Annotated in this window: 13 protein-coding genes; all 13 read right to left on the bottom strand. The window is 28.8% G+C overall.

Going from position 1 to position 16,138, the window contains the following annotated elements; all coding sequences use genetic code 11:
- Positions 1 to 30: 30 nt before the first annotated feature.
- Positions 31 to 1,338, bottom strand: coding sequence for a M16 family metallopeptidase (locus KYD98_RS06455; RefSeq protein WP_219778787.1), 1,308 nt, complete (start codon positions 1,336 to 1,338; stop codon positions 31 to 33).
- A gap of 195 nt (positions 1,339 to 1,533) precedes the next feature.
- A complete protein-coding gene (locus KYD98_RS06460; protein WP_219778788.1) occupies positions 1,534 to 3,639 on the bottom strand; it encodes a polyribonucleotide nucleotidyltransferase in 2,106 nt (701 codons plus the stop codon).
- Positions 3,640 to 3,719: 80 nt separating this feature from the next.
- Entirely contained in the window at positions 3,720 to 3,983 is a 264-nt protein-coding gene (gene rpsO, locus KYD98_RS06465; RefSeq protein WP_219778789.1) for a 30S ribosomal protein S15, read from the bottom strand.
- A gap of 118 nt (positions 3,984 to 4,101) precedes the next feature.
- Positions 4,102 to 5,031, bottom strand: coding sequence for a bifunctional riboflavin kinase/FAD synthetase (locus KYD98_RS06470; protein WP_219778790.1), 930 nt, complete (start codon positions 5,029 to 5,031; stop codon positions 4,102 to 4,104).
- A gap of 16 nt (positions 5,032 to 5,047) precedes the next feature.
- The gene (gene truB / locus KYD98_RS06475; protein ID WP_219778791.1) at positions 5,048 to 5,923 is read right to left on the bottom strand and encodes a tRNA pseudouridine(55) synthase TruB; all 876 of its coding nucleotides are present in this window, start codon (positions 5,921 to 5,923) and stop codon (positions 5,048 to 5,050) included.
- A complete protein-coding gene (locus KYD98_RS06480; RefSeq protein ID WP_219778792.1) occupies positions 5,920 to 6,897 on the bottom strand; it encodes a DHH family phosphoesterase in 978 nt (325 codons plus the stop codon). The genes truB and KYD98_RS06480 overlap by 4 nt, the downstream gene beginning before the upstream one ends.
- Positions 6,897 to 7,247 carry a 30S ribosome-binding factor RbfA gene (gene rbfA, locus KYD98_RS06485; RefSeq protein ID WP_219778793.1) on the bottom strand — a complete coding sequence of 117 codons (351 nt, stop codon included), beginning with the start codon at positions 7,245 to 7,247 and terminating at the stop codon, positions 6,897 to 6,899. The genes KYD98_RS06480 and rbfA overlap by 1 nt, the downstream gene beginning before the upstream one ends.
- A 14-nt stretch (positions 7,248 to 7,261) precedes the next feature.
- Positions 7,262 to 9,319, bottom strand: coding sequence for a translation initiation factor IF-2 (gene infB / locus KYD98_RS06490; protein WP_219778794.1), 2,058 nt, complete (start codon positions 9,317 to 9,319; stop codon positions 7,262 to 7,264).
- A gap of 19 nt (positions 9,320 to 9,338) precedes the next feature.
- Positions 9,339 to 9,659: a ribosomal L7Ae/L30e/S12e/Gadd45 family protein gene (locus KYD98_RS06495; protein ID WP_219778795.1), complete on the bottom strand. Its 321-nt coding sequence runs from the start codon at positions 9,657 to 9,659 to the stop codon at positions 9,339 to 9,341.
- A complete protein-coding gene (rnpM, locus tag KYD98_RS06500) occupies positions 9,652 to 9,918 on the bottom strand; it encodes an RNase P modulator RnpM (protein WP_219778796.1) in 267 nt (88 codons plus the stop codon). Before rnpM ends, KYD98_RS06495 begins: the two co-directional genes overlap by 8 nt.
- Positions 9,919 to 9,931: 13 nt before the next feature.
- Positions 9,932 to 11,083 (bottom strand): transcription termination factor NusA, encoded by a 1,152-nt coding sequence (gene nusA / locus KYD98_RS06505; RefSeq protein WP_219778797.1) that lies wholly within the window; start codon positions 11,081 to 11,083, stop codon positions 9,932 to 9,934.
- A 16-nt stretch (positions 11,084 to 11,099) separates the two neighbouring features.
- A complete protein-coding gene (gene rimP / locus KYD98_RS06510; RefSeq protein ID WP_219778798.1) occupies positions 11,100 to 11,561 on the bottom strand; it encodes a ribosome maturation factor RimP in 462 nt (153 codons plus the stop codon).
- Positions 11,562 to 11,787: 226 nt separating this feature from the next.
- The gene (locus tag KYD98_RS06515) at positions 11,788 to 16,137 is read right to left on the bottom strand and encodes a PolC-type DNA polymerase III (RefSeq protein WP_373368726.1); all 4,350 of its coding nucleotides are present in this window, start codon (positions 16,135 to 16,137) and stop codon (positions 11,788 to 11,790) included.
- Between the last annotated feature and the right edge of the window lies 1 nt (position 16,138).

Genomic DNA, 16,138 nt, shown 5'->3' on the forward strand with positions numbered 1-16,138 from the left:
TTTTTGATTTGTTATTTTGCTTCATATTCCTTATATCTCAAACTTATTAATATTTGAAGAGTTGTTATATGCTTTAATATCTTTAAAAATTACACTATTCAATGACTCACTGTCTATATCTTGACCAACATAACTAGCATTTAGTATTCCTGGTTTAAAACATCTATCTAATACATTTTGTATATTTTCATTATTTATATTATTAATCTTTTCTATTACTTCTTCTTGAGTAAATACTTTATTTCTAAAAAGATAATTTTTAGCATTTGCAAACATTCTTGAACTAGTGCTTTCTAATCCTAAAATATAAGTTGCCTTTATTTTTTCCTTATTTATTTCTAATTGTCTCTTTGTTATGCCTGTTTTAGAAAAATTAATAACTTCTTTATCTATTATCTCTAAAGCTTTTTGAGCATAGTTTTTACTAAGTCCAGTATATATATTTAACATACCTGTACCTTGAAATGGTTGTAAATAAGAATATATTGTATAGCAAAGCCCTAATTCTTCTCTTACTTTTTGAAAAAGTATTGCTGATGCTCCACCACCTAAAATATTGTTTAACAATACTAGTGAATAATTATCTATATCACCATATGGTAAACCTTTTAATCCTAAAGAAATATGTAATTGCTCTATCTCTTTATTTACAAAACCCGAATTAGATTGTAATATAGGAGAAGTATATATTGGAATATAGCTTTTTTCACTTTTCCACTCACCAAAATATTCTTGTATTAATTTTTTTAGTTCACTCTCATCGAATTTTCCACAAACAGAAATAACAGAATTATACGGAGTATACTTTTCTGAAATAAAGTTTATTATTTTTTCTCTATTAAAAGACTTTATTTTTGGGATAGTACCAAGTATAGGATATGATAATGAATCACTTCCAAAACTAACTTTTGAATGTTCATCATCTAAAACATCTTCTGGGGAATCTTGACTCATATTAATTTCTTCAGTTATTACACCTTTTTCCTTTTCAATCTCTTCTGAATCAAATTTTGCATTCAATATCATATCAGAAAGAATATCTAAACTTAAATCTAAATGAGTGTTTAATGCTTTTATATAATAACAAGTAGCTTCCTTGCTTGTAAAAGCATTAATTTGTCCTCCAACGTTTTCAACTTCTTCTACAATTTGTTTCGAAGTTCTTTTTTGAGTACCTTTAAAAAACATATGTTCAATAAAGTGAGATATACCATTCAACTCTTCGCTTTCGTTCCTAGAACCATTTTGAATCATAACACCTACACTTACTGAATTTAAATGTTCAATATTTTCTGTTATAACTCTAAGACCATTGTCTAAAGTATACATATTATACATAAATATTTTTGTTCTCCTTCCTTTAGGCATTGTCTAAAAATAATAAAATAATATAAAGAACTATTTTGTTCTTTATATTATAAATTTTAAATACTTTAGCCTTTAGTTATAAAAATATTCTTCCCATAATAAGTTTCTTATATGAAAAAATTTTCTAAATATATATTATATAAAAAAAAGGCAATTAAATTGCCTTTATTTATCTTCCTTGTTTTCCTGATCTAATAATGCATCTTTTCTTGAAAGATTTATTCTTCCTTGTGAATCAATTTCAGTAACCTTAACTAAAATTTCATCTCCAATAGAAACAATATCTTCTACCTTATTAACTCTTTCTTTAGCTAATTTAGATATATGCACTAATCCCTCTTTATTAGGAAGAATTTCTACAAAAGCTCCAAATGTAGTTATTTTAGTCACCTTACCTAAATAAACCTCTCCAGCCTTAACATCTTTAGTTAAACCTTCAATAATTTTTATTGCTTCAGCAACTCCTGCATGATCAGGTGAACTTACAAATACAGCTCCATCTTCTTTAATATCTATTTTAACACCAGTATCTTGGATTATCTTATTAATAACCTTACCACCAGTTCCAATTACAGCTCTTATTTTTTCTGGATCGATCTGAATTGTCTGAGTTTTTGGTGCATACATAGAAACATCTTTTCTTGGCTCAGAAATACATTCATTTATTTTATCAATTATAGTTAATCTAGCTTTTCTTGCATCATATATTGCATTTTTTACTACATTAAAACTAAAACCTTGAAGTTTTGTATCAACTTGAATTGATGTAATGCCTTCAGTAGTACCTGCTACTTTAAAATCCATATCTCCAAAGAAGTCTTCTATTCCTTGTATATCAGTTAATACTTGTTCTTCTGATAAATCTTCAGATGTAATTAGTCCCATTGCAATACCTGCTGCTGGTCTTTTTATTGGTACACCTGCATCTAATAATGCTAATGTTGACCCACAAACTGATGCTTGTGAAGTTGACCCATTTGAACTCAATACTTCTGATACTAATCTAATTGTATATGGGAATTCTTCTTCAGATGGGATTAATGGTTCAAGTGCTCTTTCTGCTAAAGCACCATGACCAATTTCTCTTCTACCTGGTCCTCTTAAAGGTTTTACCTCTCCAACACTATATCCTGGGAAGTTATAGTGATGCATATATCTTTTTGATTGTGCCTCATCTATTCCATCTAAGATTTGAATATCGCCTACTGCGCCTAGAGTTGCAACAGTCATTACTTGAGTTAAACCTCTTGTAAATAATCCTGTTCCATGTGTTCTTGGAAGTAATCCTACTTCACAACCTAATGGTCTTACTTCGTCAAAAGCTCTACCATCTGGTCTTCTTTTATCCTTTAAAAGCATCTGTCTTACTACTTTCTTTTGCATAGTATAAAGGATTTCTTTTATATCTCCAAATTTATCTTCGTATTTTTCACCAAATTCTTCTTTAACTTTTTGATTTACTGCATCAATTGCTGCATTTCTTTCATCTTTGTCAGTTATATACATAGCTTCTTTAATCATATCTGAAGCAAATGCTTTAACATCCTTCTCTACTTCTTCATCTACAGTAAATAGTTCTGGTGTATCTTTAGTTTTACCGAATTTAGCCATAGCTTCTTCTTGGAAAGCAATAATATGTTGACACTCATCAAATCCAAATTTTATAGCATCAATCATTGTATCTTCTGGGATTTCATTTCCACCAGCTTCTATCATCATTACTTTCTCTTTTGTTGCACATACAGTTAAATGAAGTATACTTTCTTCACGTTCTTTTGCATCTGGATTTACAATAAACTTGCCATCAATTAATCCTACTTGCACAGCTGCAACTGGAATTGTAAATGGTATACTTGATAAACATAATGCAGTTGAAGCTGCATTAATTGCTAAAATTTCAGGTAAATTATCTTTTTCTACTGAAACTACTGTACAAACTACTTGAACATCATTTCTATATCCTTTTGGAAATAACGGTCTTAAAGTTCTGTCAACTGCTCTTCCATTTAATATAGCCTTTTCTGATGGTCTTCCTTCTCTTTTTATAAATCCACCTGGTATTTTACCTACAGCATATAATCTTTCTTCATATTCAACACTTAACGGGAAAAAATCTATTCCTTCTCTTGGTTCTTCGGATGCATTAACATTAGTTAAAATAACGGTATCACCATAGCTCATAAAAGTAGCTGCATTTGATAACATCCCTATTTTTCCGAATTCAACTTTCATCTCTTTTCCAGCGATGTTAGTTTTTAAAACGTTATTCATCTTTTGAAACCCTCCCTTCAATTATTCTTTTAATTTTATAGTTTTTAAAACAATAGAGCGGAAGACCCGCTCTAAAAAAATTATCTTCTTAAACCTAATTGTTTTACTATAGTTCTGTATCTTTCGATATCTTGATCAGCTAAGTAGTTTAAAAGACCTCTTCTGTGTCCAACCATCATCAAAAGACCTCTTCTTGAGTGGTGATCTTTTTTGTGAACTTTTAAATGTCCAGTTAATGAGTTGATTCTTTCAGTTAATAATGCGATTTGAACTTCTGGTGAACCAGTATCTCCTTCACTTCTTCCAAATTGCTTAATGATTTCTAATTTTCTTGCCTTATCCATAAGTGCACCTCCGTGTATTTTATCCCCTTATTTCCAAGTAAAAAGATGGCACCTTTAAACTTAGAAGTAGGTTCAATGTGTATTATATCAAAATGAAGTATTATTGTAAATAATAATATTATTTAACAACAATATTCTCCTTTTCTGCATAAACTTTATTTTTATGAAGTTCTTTTATTAATTCATCTACTCCATTAAACTTTTTTTGCTCTCTAATTTTTTTTATAAAGTAAACTTCTATATTTACTCCATATATATCTTCATTAAAATCCAATATATGAGTTTCTACTGTTAACATTTTACCGTTAACTGTTGGATTATTTCCTATTGAAGTCATTCCTTTGTATATTCTATTATTTACCTTAACATTAGTATAATATACACCTATTTTAGGTAAAAGAATATTTTTATTGTATTCTATATTTGCTGTAGGAAATCCAAGAACTGTTGTACCAATTTTTCTTCCATGTACAACACTCCCTTTAATCGAATACGGTCTATTAAGCATCACTCCTGCTTTACAAACATTTCCTTCTTCTAATTCTCTTCTAATTCTTGTACTGCTTACAACATCATCCTGATATGTACAAGGATCCATAATATATAATTCATATCCATATTTTTTTTGTAAGCTTTTTAAAACCTCTATATCTCCCGAGTTTTTATATCCAAATTTATAATTAAATCCTACAACTATACCTTTTACATTTAATTTTTTATATAAAAACTCTATAAATTTTTCAGGAGTTATTTTCATAAACTCTTCATTAAAATCTGCAAAATATAATATATCAATACCCTTGTCATTTAGAATTTTTTCTTTTTCATCGTTTTCCATTAAAAGTTTAAGAGTATTTTTAGGATTTATAAATTTTCTTGGATGGTTTTTAAAGGTAAATACCATACTTTTACCTTCATTTTTTTTTGCAATTTCAGTAACCTTATCTATTAATGATAGATGACCAATATGTAACCCATCAAAACTACCTATAGCAACATAGTTGTTATAAGTTTGTACATCTCCAAAATTATTTTCTATTATAACCATACTTTTGCTCCTAAATTTAAACTAATAATTTTTCTATCTTAAATCCTTGGTTATCTTGCTTTCCAAGTCCTATAAACATATTTTCTTTATCATAAACTCTATATAAAATATTTTTTTCTATAACCTCATCACTTAATCTTCTATCATATACTTTCACACCATTTATTAATAATTTTGTAAAAGAATTATTTACAGTTAATTTAGGATAAAATGATAATGCTTCTTCAATACTTATAATATAATCTTTTATATTTTCTGATGTCAAGTCTTCTATATTAACACTTTCTTTTTCAGTAAATATTGATGTTTCAGTTCTTTTTAAATCTACCATTGTTGCACCAACATTTAATTTTTCTCCAATATCATAGCATAAACTTCTTATATATGTACCTTTTGAACAAGTAACTTTAATTGATACATATGGTAAATCACAAACAACATCAGAAATGTTATATATAGTAATACGTCTTGCTTCTCTTTCTACCTCTATCCCTTGTCTTGCAAGATCATAAAGTCTAACCCCATTTTGTTTTAATGCTGAATACATTGGTGGAACTTGATCATACTCTCCTAAAAAAGAAAAAATAACTTCTTTAACATCCTCTTCTTTAATATTAGAAGTGTCCCTTTGTTTTATAACTTCACCTTCTAAATCATAAGTTGTTGTATTTTTTCCCAATTCAAATTTCACTTCATATACTTTTTTAGAATTCATTATATAATCAATAATTTTAGTGGCTTTTCCTAAGCAAACCGGTAATACTCCAGTTGCTTCTGGATCTAATGTTCCTGTATGACCGACCTTTTTTTGATTAGATACTTTTTTTACTTTTCTAACAACATCAAAGGAAGTCATCCCTTTATTTTTAAATATATTTAAAATTCCATTCATAATTTCATCTCTTCTTTAAGAGCTTTTAATAAATTACTCTTTGCACATTCTAAATCCACATCTTTTTGAAGAGCACCTGCTGCTTTAGTGTGTCCACCGCCACCATAACATTCAGCCACTTTTCTTACATCAACATCACTTTTGGATCTTAAACTAATTTTAATTCCTTTTTCAGAATCTTTTAATAATAAAGCAACCTCTACTCCTTTAATTCCAAGGCCAATCGAAATTATATCTGAAGTATCAGAATTAACTAAATCAAATTCTTCTAGTATATTTTTAGGTATCTGCATTACTGCTACTTTATTCTCTAATGCAAGTTCCAAATTAGACAAAACATAACCCATTAATTTTATTTTATTAAAATCTCTATTATCAAAAAGATTGCTATGAATTTTACTATTATCTATTCCTAATTCTATAAGTTCTGAAGCTATAATATGAGTTCTTTTAGTCACATTTGAATGCCTAAAAGACCCTGTATCAGTTATTAAAGATGTATAAATAGCTTTAGCTATATCTATTTCTAAAGGAGTCTTCTTATTAAAATCAATTCCTAACTCTTTTATTAACAAATATGATATTTCTGCGGTAGCTGCAGCGGTTGGATCAACATAATTTATAAATCCATATTCTTCATTAGACAAGTGATGATCTATATTAATTATTTTTCCAGAATACTTGTCTAAGTTTGCAGATATTCTTTCTACATTACCGCAATCCATTACAATCACTAAATCTGTATTGCTATCTGGTTCTAAAGTATTTCCATCAATTTCTTCAGATAAAGAAAGGAAAGAGAGGTTATCAGGGATAACATCTCTTGAAATAATATAAGCTTCTTTTCCTATTCTCCTAAGTGCTTTAAGAAGTGATAAAACACTTCCTATTGCATCACCATCAGGAGATGTATGAAAAGATAATCCAATCTTTTTTGATTTTAATATTTCTTCCTTTATATTCTTAATTGACATTATTTTTCTCTTACTTTATGAATTAATTCATCAATATGCATTGCATAATCTATTGAATCATCTAATTCCATTATTATTTCTGGGTTATATCTTAAATTTATTCTTTGGCCTAAAGTTTTTCTTATATATCCACTAGCACTTTTTAATGCACTAAAGTTATTCTTCTTTTCTTCTTCATTTTTAGAAAAGATACTTACATATACCTTAGCATATCTTAAATCTTTAGTAACTTTTACATCTGTTACTGAAATCATTGCTGTAAGTCTTGGATCTTTAATTTCATTTTGAAGAATATTGCTGATTTCTCTTTTAAATTCTTCGTTAATTCTGCCTCCTCTATAGTTTGGCATTTATATCACCTCTTTTATAGCTCTTTTCTCTTGATTGCCTCCATCATGAAACATTCAATGATATCGCCTTCTTTAATGTTATTAAACTTATCTACAGTTAAACCACATTCATATCCAGCATTTACTTCTTTTGCATCATCTTTAAATCTCTTTAATGATGATAAAGTAGATTCAAAAATAACTATACCATCTCTTATAACTCTTGTTTCAGCATTTCTTTGAAGCTTTCCGTTTAATACATAACAACCAGCAATTGTTCCAACATTTGAAATTTTGTAAGTTTCTCTTACTTCTGCTGAACCTAAAACTACTTCTTTATATTCTGGTTCAAGCATTCCTATCATAGCTGATTTTACATCATCAATTGCATCATATATTATTCTATAAGTTTTTATATCTACGCCTTCTTTTTCTGCTTGAATTACTGCATTGTTATCTGGTCTCACATTAAATCCAATAACTATAGCATTTGACGCTGTTGCTAAAGTTATATCTGTTTCTGTAATTGCACCAACTCCACCGTGTATTACTCTAACCTTAACATCATCAGTAGAAAGTTTTTCTAATGATTGATTAATAGCTTGAACAGACCCTTGAACATCTGCTTTTACTATTACTGCAAGTTCCTTAACTTTACCTTCTTTGATTTGGCTATATAAATCTTCTAATGATACTCTATGATTGCTATTTAATGTTTCTGCTTTTTCCTTCTCTTTTCTCTTATCAGCCATTATTCTAGCAGTTTTTTCATCTTTTACTTGATTAAATCTATCTCCTGCTTCTGGAACTTCTGAAAGCCCTAATACTTCTACAGGAATTGATGGACCAGCTGATTTAATCTTTTTACCTCTATCATCAAACATTGCTCTTATTCTACCATATGTAGAACCAACCATAATTGAATCTCCAACATGTAGAGTTCCATTTTGAACTAGTAAACTTGCAACTGAACCTCTTCCTTTATCAAGCTTAGCTTCAATTACAGTTCCTTTTGCCTTTCTATTTGGATTGGCTTTAAGTTCAAGCATTTCAGCTGTAAGAAGAACCATTTCAAGTAGTTTATCAATATTTAAGTTTTGTTTTGCAGATACTTCTTCACATATAGTATCTCCACCCCATTCTTCTACTACTAATCCATGTTCTGTTAATTCTTGTTTAACTCTATCAGAATTTGCACCTGGCTTATCTATTTTATTTATTGCAACAACTATTGGTACTCCTGCTGCTTTACAATGATCGATTGCTTCTTTAGTTTGAGGCATAATTCCATCATCAGCTGCAACAACTAATATAACAACATCTGTTACTTGTGCTCCACGAGCTCTCATTGCTGTAAACGCTTCATGTCCTGGAGTATCTAAAAATGTAATTTGTTCTCCATTTAAATTTATAGTATACGCACCGATATGTTGAGTTATTCCACCCGCTTCTGTATCTGTAACTCTTGCTTTTCTAATAGCATCAAGTAATGATGTCTTACCATGATCAACGTGACCCATAACAGTTACTATTGGTGGTCTCTTTGAAAGATTTTCTTCATCATCTTCATCTATTTCTACAACTTCAAGTTCTTCAGTTACTTCTTGTTTACTTACTAATACTTCATAACTTTCACATACTTTTTCAGCTGTAGCATAATCTATCTCTTGATTTATTGCTGCCATAACTCCTGAGAAAATTAATGTTTTTATAACATCATTTGAAGGCTTATTAAGCTTTTCAGCTAATTCCTTAACAGTAATAGTTTCTCCAATTTCAATAATCATTTGAGTTTCTTCCATAGTTTCTTTACCTTCACCCTTATCTTCTCTTTTTATTTTTTTCTTTTTCTTAAGTCCTTTATTAACTTCATCAGACAAAATTTCTTCATACTCATCAACTAAGCTTTTTGCTTCTTCACTAGATGGAGATTTTGTAGCAATTAATTCCTTTATTAATTGAGCTTCTTCATCTTCAATAGCACTCATATGGTTCTTTACTTCAACACCAAATTCATCCATTAGTAATGTTATTAAATCTTTTGAACTTACATTAAGTTCTTTTGCTAATTCATACACTCTTATTTTTGACATAAAGTCACCCCCGTTATTATTATCTACTCATATATTTCTTCTCCTCCTCATATAATTCTAGCAATCTTTTTGCCATATTGTTATCTAGAATTCCTAAAATCATAATTTCATCACGACCAATTGGAATACCTAATTGTTCTTTGGAGAAATCCTCAATATATGGTATATTCTTTTCAGTACAATGCTTTTTAAATTTTTCTTTTGAAGACTCTGATAAATCATTAGATATTATAAACAAATAAATTTTTGTTTTATTTCTTAAGTCATCACACTTACTATAACCCTCAAGCAAATTTCCAGATTTCTTTACAATTCCTAAAAAGTTAAAAAACTTATTCATTTTCTATTTCATCCTTTAATCTTTCATAAATTTCTTCACTTATAGGGCTTTCTAAATTTCTGCTTAACCTCTTTGCTTTAAAAGCCTTTTCAAAACATGTTATATCTTTACAAATATAAGCACCTCTTCCTGACTTTTTGCCAGTTAAATCAACAGAAATTTCCCCTTCTGGGCTTTTAACTATTCTTATTAATTCCTTTTTAGGTTTCATTTCCATGCAACCAGTACACATCCTTAGAGGAATCTTCTTAACCTTCATTAAAAACACCTCTCTATTCTTCTATGCTATTTTCATTTTCTGAATTATTAATTTCAGTAACAACCTCTTCTTCAGTAACTATTTCTTCATTTAAGTATTTTTCTTCTTCAGCATCTAAAGCGTCCTTTTGTGACTTACTTTTTATGTCTATTTTCCAATTTGTAAGTTTTGCTGCTAATCTTACGTTTTGACCTTCTTTACCTATTGCTAAAGAAAGTTGATTATCTTCTACTACGATTTTAGCTGATTTACTTTCTTCATCAATTTCAGCACTTAATACTTTTGCTGGACTTAAAGCATTAGATATAAATTCTGCTGGATCTTTACTCCATTTTATTATATCAATTTTTTCATTTTTAAGTTCATTAACTATATTTTGTACTCTAATTCCTTTAGGTCCTACACAAGCACCCATTGCATCTACTTCTTCATCATTAGAGTAAACTGCTATTTTACTTCTTGACCCAGCTTCTCTTGAAATACTTTTTATTTCTACTATTCCATTAAATATTTCTGGTACTTCTAATTCAAATAATCTTTTTACTAATCCTGGATGTGTTCTTGAAACATGCACTTGTGCACCTTTTGAAGTATTTTTCACTTCAACTATATATAATTTTAATTTTTCATTAAATTTATATTCTTCATTTGGCATTTGTTCATTAGGACCTATTATACCTTCAATCTTGCCTAAACTAACGAAAACCATACCTTTATCTTTTCTTAATATAGTACCTGTTATTATATCAAATTCTTTTTCTTTGTATTCATCATATACTATATTTCTTTCAGCTTCCTTTATTCTTTGTGTAACTACTTGCTTAGCAAGTTGAGCAGCTACTCTTCCAAAGTTTTTAGGAGTAACTTCTAAATCTACTATATCATCAACTTCATTTTTAGGATTTAAAGCCTTGGCTTCTTCTAATGAAATTTCAGTTACATCATCATATACTTCATCAACTACTACTTTTTGAGCATATACATGAATTTCTCCTGTTTCCCTATTTATACTTATTTTTACATTCTGTGCAGACGTATTTAAATTTGCATAATTTTTTTTGTATGCTGCAACCATAGCGTCTTCAATAGTTGTAAAAAGTAAATCTTCACAAATCCCCTTTTCCTTTACTATTTCTTTAAGAGCGCCTATAAACTCTTGATTCATTTTTATACCCTCCTTGTTATATTTCCCCTTCTAAATTTGCACTTTTTATTTTTTCTTTTGGAACTTTAATTTCCTCTTTATCTTGAATTACTATAAAATCTTCATTTACATCTTTTAATATAGCTTTTATATTTTTCATTCCATTAAAAGAACTATTAAATCTTACTAACACTTCTCTTCCAATAAACATTTTAAAATGTTCTTCCTTATAAAGACCTCTATTAAGTCCTGGTGAAGATACTTCTAAGTAATATGAACTTTCAATCGGATCTTCAACATCTAGCATCTCACTAACCCTTCTTGAAACAGCTTCACAATCACTTAGTGATATACTTCCTTCTGGTTTATCGATATAGATTCTTAAATAGAATTCTCCATTTTCTTTTACGTATTCTACATAATATAAATTATAAGATAATTCTAAAACAATCGGTTTTACTAATGCTTCTATTTTTTCAATTAAGACATCTTTTTTCAATTCTCTAAACCTCCCTTTCAATATTCAATTTTAATTATTTATTTTGTTTTTAATTATAAATTTGTAATCAAAAACGCAACTATTTTAAAGTAGTTGCGTTACAAATAGAAAGAGCGGGTAAACCTTCCCACTCCAATTTTTTAATCTATTGTCATTAAAAACTATTTACATCATATCATAAACAATAGATAAATACAAGAGTTATAAGAAGAACTCTATTTATTTTCTAAAATAAAGATAATTGGTTTGTTTCTGATAAGCCTTCTAAACATCCATGATTAGTTAAACTTTCTATTACAGTTTTAGAAACTCCAGCTCTTATTCTTAAATCCTCTTTTGAAATAAATTCTCCATCTACTCTCGCTTCTACAATATTCTTAGCTGCATTTTCCGCAACCCCTGGTAATGCATTTAATGGTGGGCGAAGTGCTCCGTCTTCAATTTTAAATTTAATTGCTTCTGATTTGTATAAATCAACTCTCAAAAATTTTATTCCTCTTTTATATGCTTCAAAACATAGTTCAAGTACAGTAATAAGTCCTTTATCTTTTACACTTGCATTATTACCAAGTTCATATAATTCTTGAAGTTTAGCATTAATTGCAGCTTCTCCAAGACATATTAGATTTGCATCAAAGTCATCTGCTCTTACTGTAAAATATGTTGCATAATAAGCTTCTGGATAATAAACTTTATAATATGCTATTCTAACAGCCATCATAACATAGGCAACAGCATGCCCTTTAGGGAACATATACTTTATTTTTTTGCAAGAACCTATATACCATTCTGGAACGTCATGTTCTTTCATTAATTTTTCATCATCTTCCGAAAGTCCCTTACCTTTTCTTACCTTTTCCATTATTGTAAATGCACTTTTAGGTGGTAAATTTTTATACATTAAATAAACCATTATATCATCTCTTGTAGCTATACAATCTCTTAATGTAGTGAAACCTTCTTTTATATAATACTGAGCATTATTAAGCCAAACATCAGTACCATGAGAAAGTCCAGATATTCTGACTAAATCTGCAAAAGTTTTGGGTTGAGTATCTACAAGCATACCTCTAACAAATTTAGTACCAAATTCAGGAAGCCCATAACTTCCAACCTCACATCCCAACTCTTCTTTTGTAACTCCTAATGCATTTGGAGATGTAAATAAACTCAATACTTTCTCGTCATTTAAAGGTATTGTTTTAGGATCAAGACCAGTTAAATCTTGTAACATTCTAAGTACAGTTGGATCATCATGTCCTAGTATATCTAATTTTAACAGTCTACCACTTATTGAATGATAATCAAAATGTGTTGTTACAACATCAGTATCATTATCATCTGCAGGATGCTGGATAGGACAAAAATTATAAATCTCATTATCTGAAGGTACAACCATTATTCCTCCTGGATGCTGTCCTGTAGTTCTTTTAATCCCTGTACAACCAATTGTAAGTCTTTCTATTTCTGCTTGTGATGCTCTAATTTCTCTTTCATCTAAATATTTTTTAACATACCCATATGCGGTTTTCTCAGCAACTGTTCCAATTGTGCCTGCTTTAAATGTATGACCTTTACCAAATAGAACTTCTGTATATCTATGAACAACTCCTTGGTATTCTCCTGAAAAATTAAGATCTATATCAGGTTCCTTATCTCCCTCAAATCCTAAGAATGTTTCAAAAGGTATATCATGACCATCTTTTTTGTAAGGAGTTCCACAATCTGCACAATCTTTATCAGGCAAATCTGCTCCTGAACTTACTGAACCATCTAAAAAGAATTCAGATTTTTTACAATTAGGACATACATAATGAGGAGGCAATCCATTAACTTCAGTAATATCTGACATTGTAGCTACAAATGATGATCCTACTGACCCTCTTGATCCAACTAAATATCCATCTTCTGTAGATTTTGCAACAAGTTTTTGTGCTATAAGATAAAGTACTGCATATCCATTATTAATTATAGAATTTAATTCTTTATCTAATCTTTTCTGTACCACTTCCGGAAGATTATCACCATATATATCATGTACCTTTTTTAATGTCATATTTTTAATTTCTTCTTCTGCACCATCGATTTTAGGAGGATAAGTTTCATCTGGAATAGGTTTTATTACATCAATGCTATCAGCAATTTTTTTAGGATTATCAATAACAACTTCTTTTGCTATATCTTCTCCTAAATAAGAAAATTCTTTTAACATTTCTTCTGTTGTTTTCAAATACAAAGGGGGTTGATTATCAGCATCTGAAAATCCTTGTCCTGCCATAATGATTCTTCTAAAAGCTTCGTCATTAGGATTTAGAAAATGTACATCTCCTGTTGCAACCGTAGGTTTATTACATTCTTTTCCAAGTCTGTATATTTTTCTATTGATCTCTCTTAATTCTTCTTCATCTTTTACTGATCCTTTTTGAATAAGAAAATTATTATTTTCAATAGGCTGGATTTCTACATAATCATAAAATCCAATAATTTCTTTTAGTTCTTCATCACTTCTTCCATCTAAGACCGCTCTATATAATTCACCTGCTTCACAAGCTGAACCTATAATAAGACCTTCACGCATTTCTGAAAGTAATGTTTTAGGAGTTCTTGGTCTTCTAAAGAAATTATTTATATGTGCTTCTGATACTAACTTATAAAGGTTTTTTAATCCTTGCTGTGTTTTGGCTAAAATAATTATATGATATGTTGGTTGTTTTTTTATATCCACCTTTGATAAAAATAACTCATTTAATAATTTTAAATCATTTAACTCATAATCTTCTTTTATTTTTTCAAATGATTTCAAAAGTATATCTGCTGTTGCTTTAGCATCATCTACTGCTCTATGGTGATTTTCAAGAGAAATTCCTAAATGTTTAGCAACTATATTTAGTTTAACCTTTTTTAATTCAGGATATAAAAACCTACATAATGTAACTGTATCCAATATTGGAAGATCAAATCTTATATTTAAATCTCTACAATTTTTCTTAATAAAACCAGTATCAAACGAAGCATTATGTGCTACTATGACACTACTTTTACAAAATTCCATAAATTTAGGAAGTATGTTTTCAATATTTTCTGCATCCTTTACCATATCATTATTTATAGTTGTTAATTCTGTAATTTTATATGGAATATCTCTTTCAGGGTTAACAAAACAACTAAATCTATCTACAATTTCACTATTTTTAATTTTAACTGCACCAATTTCTATTATCTTATCATTAACTGGAGAAAATCCTGTTGTTTCAATATCAAAAACTACAAAAGTATCATCTAATGAATTTCCTTTTTCATTTATTACAAGTGGAACTCCATTATCAACTAAATATCCCTCAACACCATAAAGTATTTTTATTTTATTTTTCTTTGCTGCAATTTGAGCCTCAGGATAAGCTTGAACTACACCATGATCTGTTATAGCAATAGCCTCATGTCCCCATTTAGCAGCTGTTTCAACAATCTTAGCTGCAGATGTTATTCCATCCATACTGCTCATATTAGTATGTAAGTGTAATTCAATTCTCTTTTCTTGAGCTCCATCAGTCCTCTCTATTTTTTTCATTCTAGCTATATCTCTACCCATTATTACAACTTCTCTTGCATAGGTATCATATACAGCTTCTCCTCTTACTTTACAATAAAGCCCTTTCTTAACTTCATCTAATACAGCCTCTTTATCTTGTGCCTTTAAGAAACATTTAACTGTAATTGAACTAGTATAATCAGTAACATAAAATGTTAAAATTGTTTTTCCTGTTTTTGTTTCAATAATATCAGTTTTAAAAACTTCTCCAATTATAGCAACATATCCTGTTGTTTCATCTATATCTTTTATAAGAGTTGGTTCTGTCTTGATTCCTCTTCCAAGAATAGTATTCTCATCCTTAGGCTCTCTTTTATATGAATTATATTCTCGCTTATTTTCATTATTTTTATAATTTTTCTCATTCGATTGTTGAGAAACTTTAGGTTTGCTTTGATTAGTTACTGATCTATTATTCATAACTTCTTTTATTATTTTAAGATTTTCCTCTTTCTTCTTAACTTCATATTCTTCAGTAGTTAAAAGTGTTGAGTCAAGCTTAAAATTAACTTTTGCTGAAACACTAAATATATCTTTTATATTATTTTGTAATAATATATTTAGTTTTTTATTTAAAACATGTTTTATAAGAGTTTCATTTCCAGAATATATATTTATTGATTTATTTTCAATTTTTCTATGTTTTGAATATAAAATAGGACGACATAGTGGAAATTTTTTTGCTAATTCTTCTGCAACATTAACCCATTGCTTCTCGTTAATTTCTTCTAATGATAAATTACTTACATCCTTATAACATAAAAATTCTATATTTATATCAAAACCTAGATTTTTTACAATTATTTTTTTTAAGTTTTCCTCTTCTTGATTATTAAGTGATTCTATAGATTTTAATGTAACTTTAAGAACATCGCTTTTTTTATAAAATTGAAATCTTAATAGTCGTATTTCTTTATTCTCTAATGCTTCATTATTATTAATTTCTTTTGTTAACTTTTGTATGAACTCTCTACTTATAAGAATCACT

The organism is Clostridium weizhouense (genome assembly GCF_019431045.1).
Lineage (GTDB): Bacteria > Bacillota > Clostridia > Clostridiales > Clostridiaceae > Clostridium > Clostridium weizhouense.